Origin of the sequence: Dokdonella sp., from assembly GCF_036518555.1 — a bacterium.
GTDB lineage: Bacteria > Pseudomonadota > Gammaproteobacteria > Xanthomonadales > Rhodanobacteraceae > Dokdonella_A.
On record NZ_DATDMY010000342.1, the window covers coordinates 12,961 to 27,595 of the forward strand.

Below are 14,635 nucleotides of genomic sequence, written 5' to 3' on the forward strand. Positions count from 1 at the left end.
TACGAGGAGGGTGGAAACCGGCGTCTCCATCGGTCTCGCCCGCGCCGACGAAGCGCTCGCGATGGCGCTGCAGTCGCGCGAACTCGTCGAGCACGGGTTGCGTTGGCGCTGGACGCCCGAACGCCTGCGACGTGCGATCGCGGCCAGGGACACCAATGTCGCGGTCGCACGCGTCGAAGGCGGTCTCGTCGGCTTCGGCGTCATGCAGTACCTCGACGAGGAGGCGCGCCTGTGCCTGCTCGCGGTACGCCCGGGCTCGCGGCGCCAGGGCACGGGCACGAAGCTCGTGCGATGGCTCGAAGCGGCAGCGCTCGAGGCGGGCATCGGCGTGATCCGTCTCGAGGCGCGCCGTCGCAATGCGGCGGCACGCGCGTTCTATCGTCGCCTCGGCTACGAAGAGGTGATGCTGTCGATCGGCTATTACGCACCGCACGAGGATGCGGTGCGCTTCGCCAAGGACCTGTGGCTCGCGCCGCCGACATTGCCGCCTGCGTGAGCCTGGTGCCGCGCGGGTAGGGCCGTTCAGGCGCGCAGCGCGGGCGAGTCCCAGCCCGGGCGCGGCGCGAAGCGCGGCCCGTGTTTCTTCGCGAGCGCCTCGAGCCGCGCCCTGAGCGCGTCGGCGCCGGTGTCGCGCACGTGCTTGATCGGGCCGCCGCGGAAAGGCGCGAAACCCGTGCCGAAGATCACGCCCGCATCGAGCAGGTCCGCGTCGTCGACGACGGCGTCGTGCAGGCATGCGACCGCCTCGTTCAGGAGCGGCAGGATCAGGCGGTCCTCGAGATCGTCGGGCGCGGAGTAGTGCGGATCCACTTCGGGCTTCTGCGGCCTGCCTTCCTTCCACGTGTAGAAGCCTTGCCCGTCCTTCTTGCCTCGTTTGCCGCCCTTGACCAGTTCGTCGAGGCCGGGCGGGATGTCCAGGCCGAGGAATGGGCCGAGCTCGGCCCCGACCGAGGCCGCCACGTCGAGGCCGACCGTGTCGATGAGTTCGATCGGTCCCATCGGCATGCCGAACTTCCTCGCTGCCTTGTCGATGACCGGTCCCGGGATGCCTTCGCTGCAGGCACGCGCGGCCTCGAGCATGTAGGGCATGAGGATGCGATTGACGAGGAAGCCCGGCGTCCCGGCGACGGGCACCGGCAGCTTGTCGAGCGCCTTGCAGAACGCGAGCGCGCGCTTCTCCGCGGCCGGATCGAGCTGGTCGTGCCGCACGATTTCCACGAGCGGCATCAGCGCGACCGGATTGAAGTAATGCAGGCCGAGGAACCGCGACGGCTTCTGCACGGTCGTGCGAAGTTCGGCGAGCGGGATGCTCGACGTGTTCGTGGCGAGCAGCGCGTCGGGTTTCATCTTCGGCTCGGTCGCGCGATAGAGCGCTTCCTTCGCCTCGGCGTTCTCGTAGATCGCCTCGATCGCGAGATCGGCGAGGGGAATGCCATTGCCGTCGACGTCGGCCTTGAGGCGTGCGAGCACGGGAGCGACGCGTTCCGCGGACTTCAGCTTCTTCGTGAACAATGCCTTCGCGCGGTCGAGCGCGGGCTGGACGTACTTCATCTCGCGATCCTGCAACGTCACGTCGAAGCCGCGCAGCGCGCACCACGCGGCGATGTCGCCGCCCATGACGCCGGCGCCGACCACGTGCACGTGCCTGACGCCGTGCTCGGAGCTGCCGGCGAGGCCCTTGAGGCGCTCCTGCAGGAAGAACACGCGGATGAGGTTGTGCGCGGCCGGCGTCGTGGCGAGCTTCGAGACCGCGCGCGCCTCGAGCTGGAGCCGCTGCGCCAGGCTCGAGCCGCCGCGGCGCCAGGTTTCTATGAGCGCGAACGGTGCCGGATAATGCTCCTTGCGCACTTTCGCCGCGGTTTGCTTGACGAGGATGGGCGCGAGGACCTGGCGCACCGGCCAGAGATTGGTCGCCCATGCGGCAACACGCTGCGTGAACGGACGCCTGCGCGGATGCCGGACGAACTCCTTCGCCGCCTCGACGAGCAGCTCGGGTGAGGTGAGCGCGTCGACGAGGCCGATGGCCTTGGCGTTCTCGGCCGATGCGCCGCGGCCGGTCAGCATGAGTTCGAGCGCCGCGGGCGCGCCGATCAGGCGAGGCAGGCGGGCCGAGCCACCCCATCCGGGGAAGATCCCGAGCTTGACTTCCGGCAGCGCGATGCGCGTCGATGCGTCGCGCGAGGCGATCCGGTAGCGGCACGCGAGCGCGAGCTCGGTGCCGCCGCCCATGCACACGCCATGGATCGCGGCGACGGTCGGGCACGGCAGGCGGCCGAGGCGCACGAACAGGCGCTGGCCGTTCTCGAGCGCGTCCTGCACCGTGCCGTTCTTCTCGAAGCTTTCGAATTCCCTGATGTCGGCACCGACGATGAAGCCCTTGGCCTTGCCCGATCGGACGATCACGCCCCTCGGAGGTTCTATGGCGAGGCGTTCAACGATCTCGGACAGCTCGTCCAGGACCGCGCGCGACAGCGCATTGACCGGGCTGCCGGCGCGATCCAGCGTCAGCACCACGATGCCGTCGGCGTCGGTGACGGTCTGCCAATGCTGGAAACGCAGGCCTTCGAACATGACCGGCTCCGGGAGCAGGCTAGGGGGACGGCTATAATCCGGGCAAGCCGTGCGTCGGGTCAATGCAGCCCGGGCAAGGAGTTGCGGAACACACTTGCGGTACGATCGCAGCAAGGAGCCGGCGAATGCGATGGGCCGGGATGCGTCGCGCAAGGCAAGGCGACCCGGCGAGCGTGCGCGCTCCGCCACGTCGTCAGGGGATGGTGTGATCGACAACAAGGCTGAATTGCAGGTCGTCCAGAAGATGCTCGACCGCATCGTGCAGTCGATGCATCACATCGTGGCACTGCAGACTTCCAGCGTCGCGGACACGGTGGCGCAGATGCGCGTGCTGGCGATGCGCGGTGGCGCTTCGATCTATGCGTGGGATCCCGACGGCGGCATCGCGTCGTTGCGAGAAAGCGGCATGCACGTACCCGGCTCCAAGCGCATGTCGGACGCGTTGCGCTACGTGCTGCAGAGCATGCATTTCGGCATTTACATGTTCGTCGACTACGAGTCGCACCTCAAGCCGGCGGACGTGCTGCTGTTGCGACGCATTTCGCGCACGCCGACCAGCAACGAGCGCAAACTGGTATTTGTGAGCACCCGCAGCGAGCTGCCGGAGGAACTGGACGGGATGTACGACCGCCTCGCGGTGGAGAGCGAATTGCACCGCCAGCTGCGACTGCGCGACGGACGCTGGGTAACATGAGCGGGCCCGCCGTCGACGCACGCGGTGCAGCGCTGATCGTCGCGGCCGACCGCGAGGATCGCCGCGTGCTGTTCGACGCACTCGACGCCCAGGCCTTCGAGGAAATCTATTCGGCCAAGGACATCGAGCAGGCGCGAGGCTTCCTCGTGCCCGACCTCGACATCGACCTCGTCCTGCTCGAGTTCGGCGAAGACCCGGCCGAAGCGCTGGCCTTCTGCGACGAGTTGCGCAAGCACGCGCGCCACGACCTGCCGGTGATCGGCGTCCTCGGCAGCCGTGGCGGCAGCTGGCGCGACGGTCGCCTGCCGGCCGGCCTCATCGAGTGGATCGCGCGCCCGGTCAAGCCCGACGACGCGCTCGCGCGCATCAAGGTCGCGCTCGCCGCGCGCAGCGCCGGCACCGTGCGCAGCCAGCACGTGTCCGGCGGCGAGCGCTACCAGTTCGCATTCGACGGCAGCCTCGACGAGCTCGCGATCGTCGACCCGGCCAGCGGCCGCGTGCTCGAGGTGAATGCGACGTTCGTGCAGCGTTCGGGTTATCCGCGCGCGCAGATCCTCGCGGGTCGAATCGACGGCTTCGACCTCGTCGTCGCCGCCGAGCGGCGCGAGGAGATCGCGCGCAAGCTCGAGCGCGACGGCAGCGTGCACGTCCGTGCGCGCAAGCCGCGCGCGGACGGCGGCAGCTATCCGGTCGATCTTCACGTGCGGCTCGCGGTGCAGGAAGGGCGCGTCGTCCATTTCTATCTGTTCCGCGAGATCGAGGAACTCAGCCGGCACCAGGAGGCGCTCGTCGCATTGCTGCGCATGGCGCAGGCCGGCTCGCACGACCCGGCCGAATCCACGCTGCGCTGCCTCGTGGACTGGCTCGCCCTCGATTACGCCGTGTTCGTCGAGGCGCCGGTCGAGCAGGCCGCGGAGCCGCAGGCGCTCGCGGTGTTCCGCCGGCGCGAGGACGGCGACGGCCCCGATCCGTTGCGCGAAGTGAACCTGCGCCACGTGCTCGATGGCAACGAGATCCTGCAGGCGTCCGGCGCGTGGCGCAGCCCGGGCGCGGATGCGTCGGTGCGCGAGCACCGCTACGAGTGCGTGATCGGGCTGCCACTGTACGGCGAGCGCCAGACCTGCCTCGGAGCGCTCATGATGGCGCGCCACGATTCGCTCGTGCTCGATGCCGCCGTGATCGCCGGCGTGCGCGTGATGGCGCACTCGCTCGCGTGCGAGCTCGACCTGCGCCACGCGCGCGCCCAGGGTCGCGCGATCGGCCTGCGCGATCCGCTGACCGGGTTGCCCAACCGCCTGCTGTTCAACGACCGCCTCAACTCGGCGATCAACGAGGCCCACCGCACGAGCGAAATGTTCGCCGTGGTATTCGTCGACCTCGACCGCTTCAAGAACATCAACGACTCGCTCGGCCATGCGGTCGGCGACCAGGTGCTCGCGGCGGTCGCCAAACGCCTGCGCGCGAGCGTGCGCAGTTCCGACACGGTCGCGCGATACGCCGGCGACGAGTTCACGTTGATCCTGCGCCACATCGTGCAACGCGAGGACGTCGTGCGCATCGCCGAGAAGATCGTGCGCGCGATGGAAGCGCCGCTGCAACTCGCCGGCGGACTCGAGCTGAGCATGACCGCTTCGCTCGGGCTGAGCTTCTATCCCGACGACGCGACCGACGCCGAACGCTTGCTCAAGCACGCCGACGTCGCGATGTATTCCGCCAAGGGCATGGGTCGCAACAACTTCCAGGCCTACGTCGCGGTGCCCGAGGAGTCGCACCAGCAGCGCCTCGCACTCGAGGCGAAGCTGCGCCAGGCCGAGCGAAACGGCGAACTGCGCGTGTTCTACCAGCCCCAGCTCGACGGCCAGACCGAGGACATCGTCGGCATGGAGGCGCTGATCCGCTGGGAGCATCCCGAACTCGGCATGATCAGCCCCGGGTTCTTCATCCCGCTCGCCGAGGAATCGGGCCTGATCATTTCGATCGGCGAATGGATCCTGCGCGCCGCTTGCCGCGACACGCGGCGCTGGCAGGCGCAGTACGGCTTGCCGCTGCGCATCGGTGTCAACCTGTCGCCGCTGCAGCTGCGCCAGCCCAACCTCGTGCAGGTCGTCGCCGAAGTGCTGCGCGAAACCGGCCTCGATCCGCACCTGCTCGATCTCGAGGTGACCGAAAGCATCAACGTGAAATCGATCCCGAACCTGCTCGAAACGCTGCACGGATTGCGCGGCCTCGGCTGCGGCATCTCGATCGACGACTTCGGCACCGGCCAGTCCTCGCTCGACTACATCAAGCGCTTCCCGGCAGACCGGATCAAGATCGACCAGGCCTTCGTGCGCAACATCGGCGTCGACCCCGACGACGAGGCGATCGTGCGCGCGACGATCTCGATGGCGCACAATCTCAACCGCGAGGTCGTTGCCGAAGGCGTCGAGATCGAGCAGCATCTGGATTTCCTCCGCGCCGAAGGGTGCGAGGTGCTGCAGGGCTTCCTGTTCTGCCGGCCGCTGCCCGCGGCCAGCTTCGAAGCCCTGCTGCAGGAGCGCGCCCGGTTGCTCGGGCGGGTCCCCGTGCCGACCGCGCGCGCCTGACGGTCGTCGCGCAGGCGGAACTATTCGCGCCGGACGCGGTCGAGGCTGTCATGCCCGAACGCGCCGGCAAACAGGGAGAATGGCCCGGATGGGCGAAAGCGACTTGGATCAGGCGCTGGTCGAACGCGTCCAGAATGGCGACAAACGCGCTTTCGACCTCCTGGTCAGGAAGTACCAGCACAAGCTGGTCAGCGTCATTTCGCGCTACGTCAACGACTGGAGCGAGTGCCAGGACGTGGCCCAGGAGGCGTTCGTCCGTGCATACCGCGCGATCGGCTCGTTCCGCGGGGAGGCCCAGTTCTATACCTGGATCTACCGCATTGCGATCAATACCGCCAAGAACTGGCTCGTCTCGCAGGGACGGCGTCCGCCGACCGAGGATGTGGCCGTCGAGGACGCGGTGCAGTTCGACGGCGCGGCGCGCCTGCACGAGTCGGCAACGCCCGAACGCGAACTCATGCGCCAGGAAATTGAACGAACCGTGTTCGCGACGGTCGAAAGGTTGCCGGAAGAACTCCGGACGGCGATCACCCTGCGGGAGGTCGACGGCTTGAGCTACGAGGAGATCGCGGACGCGATGAATTGCCCGATCGGCACCGTGAGGTCGCGCATCTTCCGCGCCCGCGAAGCGATCGACGAACAATTGCGTCCGTTGTTGTCGGAGGAGAACAGAACCTCATGAACGAACACATCGACGAACAACTCTCGGCCCTGATGGACGGCGAACTCGAGCGCGACCAGACGCGCTTCCTGCTGCGTCGGGTTGCGACCGACCAGGCACTGCCCCTGCGCTGGGAGCGCTACCACGTCGCGCGGCAGACGCTGCGCCGGCAGGAAATCGTGCCCCTGCGCGACGGCTTCGCCGATGGGATCATGGCTCGACTCGATGCCGAAGTCGCACTGCGCCGCCATGCGGGCGGTGCGTGGTTCCGCTGGGGCGCGGGTGGCGCGATCGCCGCGTCGGTCGCAGTCGCTGCGCTCGTCCTCACGCGCCCGGCCTCGATCCCGGGCGATGCGCCTCCGGCCGTCGCCGCCACGCGCCCGGCCTCGCCCGGCCCGACGATCGCGGCGGCGCCGGCAGCCGCGAGTTCCTCGCCCGCAGTCGGCGCATTTCCCGACGTCCGCCCGCCGTTGCTCGTGCCCAGCGGTCCCGCGGAGGCATCGCCGGTGAGTTTCGGCAGCGAGGGTGGCCAGGTCGTCGTGCTCGATCCGCGCCTGCAGTCGTATCTCGTGCGCCATTATCAGTCGGCCGGCGCGACCGGTACGTCGGGCTTCGTGCCGTACGTCCTGCTCGCGACGCCGCAGAATCCGGGCGAAGCCGCGCAGGCGGGCCAACCAGGTGCGCGGAACCGCTGAGTGGCCGCTGCGGCGGCACGGTGCGCGGTCCGCGCGGCGCGCGCTCCACGCGTGACCATCGCGTCGTTTCGGCTGCTGCTCTGCCTTGCGGGCGGCATCTTCGCTGCCGAGGCGGGCGCCGCCGAGCAGGCCGCTGCGGAGGCGCTCGCACGCATGCACGGTGCGATTCGCCAGCTCGATTACCAGGGTTCGTTCGTCTATTCGCGCGGTGCCGAGGTCGATGCGCTGCGCATTTTCCACGCGGGTGGGGCGATCGAACGCGAACGGCTGGTCGGCCTGAACGGCGCGCCCAGCGAAGTCGTGCGGGATGGCGCGACCGTGACCTGCCTGCAGGGAGGCACGACGACGTCGGCATTCCGCGGCACGGACGCACGCCTGTTGCCGCTGCTGCCGACGCCGCGGGGCGTCGCCGCGGGAAACCTCTACGCGGTCACCGCGGCCGGGATCGATCGCGTCGCGGGCTACCGTGCGCATCGCATCGACGTCGTGCCGCGCGACGGCTATCGTTACGGATATCGCCTGTGGCTCGAGGATGCGAGCGGGCTGCCGCTGCGCTCGGCGGTCGTCGACGCGAATCACCGGACGCTCGAAGAGTACATGTTCGTCACGCTCGACATCGGCGCGAAGCCGCGCGACGCCGACCTCGCCGCCAGTGCCGCGACCGCGGGCGCGCCGCCTGCGCAGGAGCCCGCGACCGGCACCGCACGCTGGCGCGTCGCCGACCCGCCGCCGGGCTTCGTGCTCGGGCGTACGCACGCATCGGCCGACGGCGTCGAACACCAGTTGTACAGCGACGGCCTCGCGAACGTGTCGATCTACATCGAACCGCACGCCGGCAACGAGCGCGCGGACCAGCGTCTCAGGCGCGGCATGCTCGGCATCTATTCGCATACGTCGGGCGGCACGCGCTTCACCGCGATCGGCGACGTGCCGCGCGCGACCCTGGAGCGCATGGTGGGTTCGCTGAAGCCGGCGCCAGGGCGCTGAAGCGGCACTGAAACGCGCACGGTCGCAGCGGAACTTTGCGGCGCCGGGCGCGTCAATAGCGGCAAATCGGCCAGCGGCCGTTCGGTCGCGCCGGAAACCGGATCCCCCAGGAGGCTAGTGACACCATGACGACGACTTCAAGGAACGAACGGCGCTCTCTCGCGCGCTGGGCGGCGGCGCCGCTGCTCGTGTTCGCGCTCGCCGCGAACGTGCCCGCGGCGGACCTGCCCGACTTCTCCCCGCTGGTCGAACGCTACGGCCCGGCGGTGGTGAACGTGCAGGCGAGCGGCAATCCCGACGCACAGGCGCAGGACGCGATCGACCAGCAGGATGTACCGGAGATCTTCCGGCGCTTCTTCGGCCCGATGCCGCAGCCGCGCGAGCGCGGCATGCGCGTGTCGATGGGTTCGGGCTTCATCATCTCGCCCGATGGGTACGTGCTGACGAACAACCATGTCGTCGACGGCGCGGACGAGGTCACGGTGCGGCTGTCCGATCGGCGCGAACTCGACGCGAAGGTGGTCGGCACGGACGCGCAGTACGACATCGCGCTGCTCAAGCTCAACGCGACCAACCTGCCGGTGGTGAGCCTCGGCGATTCGAAGATCGTCAAGGCCGGGCAATGGGTCGTCGCGATCGGTTCGCCGTTCGGTTTCGACCACTCCGTCACCGCCGGCATCGTCAGCGCCGTCGGTCGCAACTTCGGCGGCGCCGACCAGCAATACGTGCCATTCATCCAGACCGACGTCCCGATCAACCGTGGCAACTCGGGCGGCCCTCTGTTCAATCTCGACGGCCAGGTGGTCGGGATCAACTCGCAGATATTCTCGAATACCGGCGGGTTCATGGGCGTGTCGTTCGCGATCCCGATCGACATCGCGATGAACGCGGTCGAGCAGATCAAGGCGACCGGTCGGGTCAGCCGCGGCATGATCGGCGTGCAGATCCAGAATGTCGATCGCGAGCAGGCGAAGGCGCTCGGCCTCCCGCGCAGCGGCGGCGCGCTCGTCAACAAGGTCACGCCCGGCAGCGCGGCCGACAAGGCCGGCGTCCAGGTCGGCGACGTGATCCTCGGCTTCGGCGGTCACGAGATCGCGATGTCGGTGGACCTGCCGCCGCTCGTCGGCTCGAGCAAGCCCGGCAGCAAGGCGGACCTGTCGGTCTGGCGCGAAGGCAAGACCCTGACGATACCCGTGACGGTCGGCGAACTGCCGGCGGACAAGGATGCACTGGCGGGCGTGCGCGGTGCCGCGCCCGCGACCGTCGCCGGGAATCCGCTCGGCATCGTCGTCGAGGACCTGACCGCCGACCAGCGCAAGCAACTCGGCATCACGGACGGGCAGGGCGTCGTCGTCACCCGCATCACGGGCAATGCCGCCCGCCGTGCGGCGCTGGCGCCCGGCGACGTGATCCTCATGGTCGGTCGAAAGCCCGTGAAGTCGGTCGCCGACTTCAACGCCGACCTCAAGGAGGCCAAGCCGGGCGAGTCGGTGATGCTGCTCGTGCGCCGCGACGAGCAGACGCAGTTCCTCGCTCTCACCGTGCCGCCGGCCGGCAAAGGCTGAGCCGGCGCTGGTCGGTCGACGACGGACGGGGCCGCATCGGCCCCGTCCGCATGCCGGGCGAGCGTATCGCGACGCGGGACGCGGACGGCGATTTTCTGCGATAATCCGGCGCTTGTGCCGATCGCTCGCCCGCAGCCGCATTCCGAATGCAACATATCCGCAATTTCTCGATCATCGCCCACGTCGACCACGGCAAGTCCACGCTCGCCGATCGCATCATCCAGCTCTGCGGAGGCTTGAGCGAGCGCGAGATGGAAGCGCAGGTGCTCGACAACAACCCGATCGAGCGCGAGCGCGGCATCACGATCAAGGCTCAGTCCGTCTCGCTGCCGTACACCGCGAAGGACGGCAACACCTACCAGCTCAACTTCATCGACACCCCGGGGCACGTCGACTTCAGCTACGAGGTCAGCCGCTCGCTCGCCGCGTGCGAGGGGGCATTGCTCGTCGTCGACGCGGCGCAGGGCGTCGAGGCGCAGTCGGTCGCCAACTGCTACACCGCGGTCGAGATGGGGCTCGAAGTCGTGCCCGTGCTCAACAAGATCGACCTGCCGACCGCCGACATCGAGAAGGTGAAGGAGGAGATCGAGGCGGTCATCGGCATCGACGCGACCGACGCGATCGCGATCAGCGCGAAGACCGGCCTCAATGTCGGCGACGTGCTCGAGGCGATCGTCGCGCGCATTCCGGCGCCGAAACCGCTCGACACCGACCGGCTGCAGGCGCTCATCATCGATTCCTGGTTCGACAACTACCTCGGCGTGGTTTCTCTCGTGCGCGTGATGCAGGGCGAGATCCGCCCCGGCGACAAGCTGCTCGTGATGTCGACCGGGCGCAGCCACGAAGTCGACCATGTCGGCGTGTTCACGCCCAAGCGCCTCGTCAAGGATGCGCTGCGCGCGGGCGAAGTGGGTTGGGTCACGGCGTCGATCAAGGACGTGCACGGCGCGCCCGTCGGCGACACCCTCACCCAGGCCGGCAAGCCGGCCGGCAAGCCGTTGCCCGGCTTCCGCGAGATGCAGCCGCGCGTGTTCGCCGGCCTGTTCCCGACCGCGGCGGACGATTATCCGAAGCTGCGCGAGGCGCTCGAGAAGCTCAAGCTCAACGACGCGGCCTTGCGCTTCGAACCGGAAAACTCCGAGGCGATGGGCTTCGGCTTCCGCTGCGGCTTCCTCGGCCTGCTGCACATGGAGATCATCCAGGAGCGGCTGGAACGCGAGTACGACCTCGACCTCGTGACGACCGCGCCGACGGTGATCTACGAGGTGCTGAAGACCGACGGCTCGATCCTGTCGTTGGACAACCCCGCGAAGCTGCCGGCGACGCAGTACGTGGAGGAGATCCGCGAGCCGATCATCGTCGCCAACATCCTCACGCCACCCGACCACATCGGCAACGTGATCAAGCTGTGCGAGGAAAAGCGCGGCGTGCAGCGCTCGATCCATTACATGGCGAGCCAGGTGCAGATCAGCTACGAGTTGCCGCTGGCGGAAGTCGTGCTCGACTTCTTCGACAAGCTCAAGTCGGTCTCGCGCGGTTACGCCTCGATGGAGTACCACTTCGAGCGGTTCCAGGCCGGCCCGCTCGTGCGCGTCGACGTGCTCATCAACGGCGACCGCGTCGACGCGCTGAGCCTGATCCTGCACCGCTCGAGCGCCGACCGGCGCGGCCGGGATCTGGTCGAGAAGATGAAGGAACTGATCCCGCGCCAGCAGTTCGACGTCGCGATCCAGGCGGCCATCGGCGCGCAGGTCATCGCGCGGTCGACGGTGAAGGCGCTGCGCAAGAACGTCCTCGCCAAGTGCTACGGCGGCGACGTCTCGCGCAAGCGCAAGCTCCTGGAGAAGCAGAAGGAAGGCAAGAAGCGCATGAAGCAGGTCGGCAGCGTGGAGATCCCGCAGGAAGCCTTCCTCGCCGTGTTGCAGATGGACAAATAGAAACGTCGGGACTCAGGATTCGGCATTCCGGATGTCCGGCAGGGCTCGCCCTGTCGGATCCCGAAATCCCGGCGCCCGGATCCCGGCTCCGAAGGAGCTCCGGATGGATTTCGATTTCGCGTTGCTGCTCGTCGTGTTGACCGCGGTCACCGGCGTCGTCTGGCTGTTCGACTGGCTGCTGCTCGCGCGGCGCCGTGCCCACCGCGCCGATACCATCAAGGCGATGACCGCGTTGACGGAGGAGGAGCGCGAGGCGCGCGCGCGCACCGCGCTGCAGGAATCGGTGCCGGTCGAGTACGCGCGATCGTTCTTTCCGGTACTGCTGGTGATCCTGCTGTTCCGCTCGTTCATCGCCGAACCGTTCAAGATCCCGTCCGGTTCGATGATGCCGACGTTGCTGGTCGGCGACTTCATCCTCGTGAACAAGTTCGCGTACGGCTTGCGCCTGCCGGTGTTGAATACGAAGATCCTCGACGTCGGCGAGCCCAAGCGCGGCGACGTGTTCGTGTTCCGCTATCCGCAGAACCCGAAGGAGGACTACATCAAGCGCGTGATCGGCCTCCCGGGCGACGAAATCACCTACCGGAACAAGATCCTGTACGTGAACGGCAAGGCGGTGGAGGAAACGGGTCTCGGTGCCTATACCGGGCCGGCCGAGCCGGGTCACCGCATGGACGGCGCGCAGGTCAAGCGCGAGAATCTCGACGGCATCGAGCATCGCATCCTCGAGCTGCCGCAGGCGTGGGGCGCCAAGGAAGGGAGCTGGACCGTTCCCTCTGGACACTTCTTCGCAATGGGCGACAATCGCGACAACAGCGCCGACAGCCGCTTCTGGGGATTCGTTCCGGAGGAGAACCTCGTCGGCAAGGCGTTCGTGATCTGGATGAACTGGGATGGCGGGATCGACTTCAGCCGGATCGGTACGATCATCCACTGAATTTCCACAGGCAGGGGCGGCTTACCGCCGCAGAACGGGGAGGGCGACACATGCGCACGCGTAGGAAGGTCGAAGGCATCACCCTGATCGGGTTCGCTATCCTGCTTCTCGTCGCCGGATTCTTCGCCTACATGGCGATGCGGCTTGTTCCGATGTACGTCGAATACTTCGGCGTCCTGAAGGCGCTGGACCAGTTGCGGCAGGATCCTCGCTCGGCCAACATGGGACTCACCGAAGTGCGCGCCGAATTGTCGCTGAAGTTCAATACGCAGTACGTCGACGAGAACAGCGTGCCGCCACAGGCGATTTCGCTGAAGAAGGAAGCCGGCGCCTCTACCGTACGCGTGAACTACGAGAAGCGCGTGCCGTTCATCTACAACATCGACCTGGTCGGGACATTCGACAAGTCGGTCAATCTGTCCGGCGCCGGTGGTGAGTGAACGAAGGCGTCCTCGGACATCGGTTCGCCGACGCCGACCTGTTGCGGCGTGCCTTGACGCATCGCAGCGCAGGGCACGAGAACAATGAGCGACTCGAGTTCCTCGGCGATGCTCTGCTCAACCTGTTCGTCGCCGAACTCGTCTACGAACTGCACCCGCGCGCGACCGAGGGCGAGATGACGCGGTTGCGTGCCGCGCTCGTCAATGGCGCCGCCCTGGCCGAGATGGCGCGCGTCGAGGAACTCGGCGACCGTCTCAATCTGGGCCCAGGCGAGCTCAAGAGCGGCGGCTTCCGGCGCGACTCGATCCTCGCCGATGCGCTCGAGGCGGTCGTGGCAGCGATCTATCTCGACGCCGGCTGGCACGCCTGTCGCGACCACGTCCGCCGCCTCTTCGCGGCGCGCGTCCAAGCCGGCGCGCACACGCCGAAGGACGCCAAGACGCGGTTGCAGGAATTCCTGCAGGCGCGCAACCTGCCGCTCCCGACGTACGATCTCGTCGCCGCGCACGGTGACGACCATGCGCGCGTGTTCGAAGTCGGCTGCGCGGTACCGACGCTGTCGATCCGTACCAGCGGGACCGCGTCCAGCCGCCGCGCCGCGGAACAGATCGCGGCCGACGACGCGTTGAAGCTCGCCCAATCGAGGATCGATCATGAAACCTGACGTGTCCGTACACCGGTTCGGGCGCGTCGCACTGATCGGACGGCCGAACGTCGGCAAGTCGACGCTGCTCAACGCGATCCTCGGCACCAAGCTCAGCATCGTCACGCCGAAGCCGCAGACCACGCGCCACCGCATCCTGGGCGTCGAGACGCGCCCGGATGCGCAAATCGTGTTCATCGACACGCCGGGCCTCCATCACGGTGGCAAGCGCGCGTTGAACAGGCAGCTCAATCGCGTCGCGCGCCAGGTGCCCGAGGAAGCCGATCTGCTCGTGCACGTGATCGACGGCGTGCGCTGGCGCGAAGAGGACGAGGCGGTCTGGCAACTCGTCGCGAAGCAGAAGTCGCCCTGCCTGCTCGTCGTCAACAAGGTCGACAAGCTCGCCGACAAGAAGGCGTTGCTCCCGTTCGCAGCGGAGGTCACGCGCGATCGCCCCTACGCGGCGGTGCATTTCCTCGCGGCGCGCCGCGGCGACGGCGTACCCGCCTTGCTCGACGAGATCGTCGCCCTGTTGCCGGAGGGGCCCGCGCAGTTTCCCGCGGATGAGTTCACCGACCGCAGCGAACGCTTCCTTGCCGCCGAACTCGTGCGCGAGCAGCTCATGCTTCAGCTCGCGGCCGAGCTGCCGTACGCGGCTGCGGTCGAGATCGAACGGTTCGAGGATACGCCGGAACTGGCGCGCATCGGCGCGGTCATCTGGGTCGAGCGGGAAGGCCAGAAGGGAATCGTCATCGGCGCCGGTGGAGCCCAGCTGAAGAAGATCGGCAGTGCCGCACGGCGGGCGATGGAGCGCGTCTTCGATCGCAAGGTGTTCCTCGAGCTGTGGGTACGCGTGCGCGAGTCGTGGAGCGACGACGCCGCTGCGCTCAAGCAGTTCGGCTACAGCGAGTAGCCGCCA

13 protein-coding genes are annotated in these 14,635 nt (G+C 67.9%); 12 read left to right on the forward strand and 1 reads right to left on the reverse strand.

Annotated elements, in window-relative coordinates; genetic code table 11:
- Nucleotides 1-10 precede the first annotated feature (10 nt).
- On the forward strand, nt 11-496 hold the full coding sequence (locus VI238_RS18415) for a GNAT family N-acetyltransferase (protein ID WP_331653926.1): 486 nt from the start codon (nt 11-13) through the stop codon (nt 494-496).
- A 26-nt stretch (nt 497-522) separates the two neighbouring features.
- Here VI238_RS18415 and VI238_RS18420 read toward each other — a convergent pair whose 3' ends face one another.
- Complete coding sequence (locus VI238_RS18420) at nt 523-2,571, reverse strand: 3-hydroxyacyl-CoA dehydrogenase NAD-binding domain-containing protein (RefSeq protein ID WP_331653927.1); 2,049 nt, start codon at nt 2,569-2,571, stop codon at nt 523-525.
- A gap of 94 nt (nt 2,572-2,665) precedes the next feature.
- Between VI238_RS18420 and VI238_RS18425 the strand changes: the two genes are divergently transcribed.
- The 11 genes from VI238_RS18425 (at nt 2,666) to era (ending at nt 14,629) form a co-directional block, all read left to right on the forward strand.
- Nucleotides 2,666-3,265: a hypothetical protein gene (locus VI238_RS18425; RefSeq protein WP_331653928.1), complete on the forward strand. Its 600-nt coding sequence runs from the start codon at nt 2,666-2,668 to the stop codon at nt 3,263-3,265.
- Nucleotides 3,262-5,850 (forward strand): EAL domain-containing protein, encoded by a 2,589-nt coding sequence (locus tag VI238_RS18430; RefSeq protein WP_331653929.1) that lies wholly within the window; start codon nt 3,262-3,264, stop codon nt 5,848-5,850. Before VI238_RS18425 ends, VI238_RS18430 begins: the two co-directional genes overlap by 4 nt.
- Nucleotides 5,851-5,938: 88 nt before the next feature.
- Nucleotides 5,939-6,532 carry an RNA polymerase sigma factor RpoE gene (gene rpoE / locus VI238_RS18435; RefSeq protein ID WP_331653930.1) on the forward strand — a complete coding sequence of 198 codons (594 nt, stop codon included), beginning with the start codon at nt 5,939-5,941 and terminating at the stop codon, nt 6,530-6,532.
- Nucleotides 6,529-7,206: a sigma-E factor negative regulatory protein gene (locus tag VI238_RS18440; protein WP_331653931.1), complete on the forward strand. Its 678-nt coding sequence runs from the start codon at nt 6,529-6,531 to the stop codon at nt 7,204-7,206. The genes rpoE and VI238_RS18440 overlap by 4 nt, the downstream gene beginning before the upstream one ends.
- 51 nt (nt 7,207-7,257) lie before the next feature.
- Nucleotides 7,258-8,193, forward strand: coding sequence for a MucB/RseB C-terminal domain-containing protein (locus tag VI238_RS18445; RefSeq protein WP_331653932.1), 936 nt, complete (start codon nt 7,258-7,260; stop codon nt 8,191-8,193).
- 125 nt (nt 8,194-8,318) lie between these two features.
- Nucleotides 8,319-9,758 carry a DegQ family serine endoprotease gene (locus tag VI238_RS18450; RefSeq protein WP_331653933.1) on the forward strand — a complete coding sequence of 480 codons (1,440 nt, stop codon included), beginning with the start codon at nt 8,319-8,321 and terminating at the stop codon, nt 9,756-9,758.
- A 146-nt stretch (nt 9,759-9,904) separates the two neighbouring features.
- Nucleotides 9,905-11,695: a translation elongation factor 4 gene (gene lepA, locus VI238_RS18455; protein WP_331653934.1), complete on the forward strand. Its 1,791-nt coding sequence runs from the start codon at nt 9,905-9,907 to the stop codon at nt 11,693-11,695.
- A gap of 103 nt (nt 11,696-11,798) precedes the next feature.
- Nucleotides 11,799-12,632, forward strand: a complete 834-nt coding sequence (gene lepB, locus VI238_RS18460; RefSeq protein ID WP_331653935.1) for a signal peptidase I — start codon at nt 11,799-11,801, stop codon at nt 12,630-12,632.
- Between the two features lie 50 nt (nt 12,633-12,682).
- Entirely contained in the window at nt 12,683-13,072 is a 390-nt protein-coding gene (locus tag VI238_RS18465; protein ID WP_331653936.1) for a DUF4845 domain-containing protein, read from the forward strand.
- A complete protein-coding gene (rnc, locus tag VI238_RS18470; RefSeq protein ID WP_331653937.1) occupies nt 13,069-13,737 on the forward strand; it encodes a ribonuclease III in 669 nt (222 codons plus the stop codon). The genes VI238_RS18465 and rnc overlap by 4 nt, the downstream gene beginning before the upstream one ends.
- Nucleotides 13,727-14,629, forward strand: coding sequence for a GTPase Era (gene era, locus VI238_RS18475; RefSeq protein ID WP_331653938.1), 903 nt, complete (start codon nt 13,727-13,729; stop codon nt 14,627-14,629). The genes rnc and era overlap by 11 nt, the downstream gene beginning before the upstream one ends.
- The last annotated feature ends 6 nt before the right edge of the window (nt 14,630-14,635 follow it).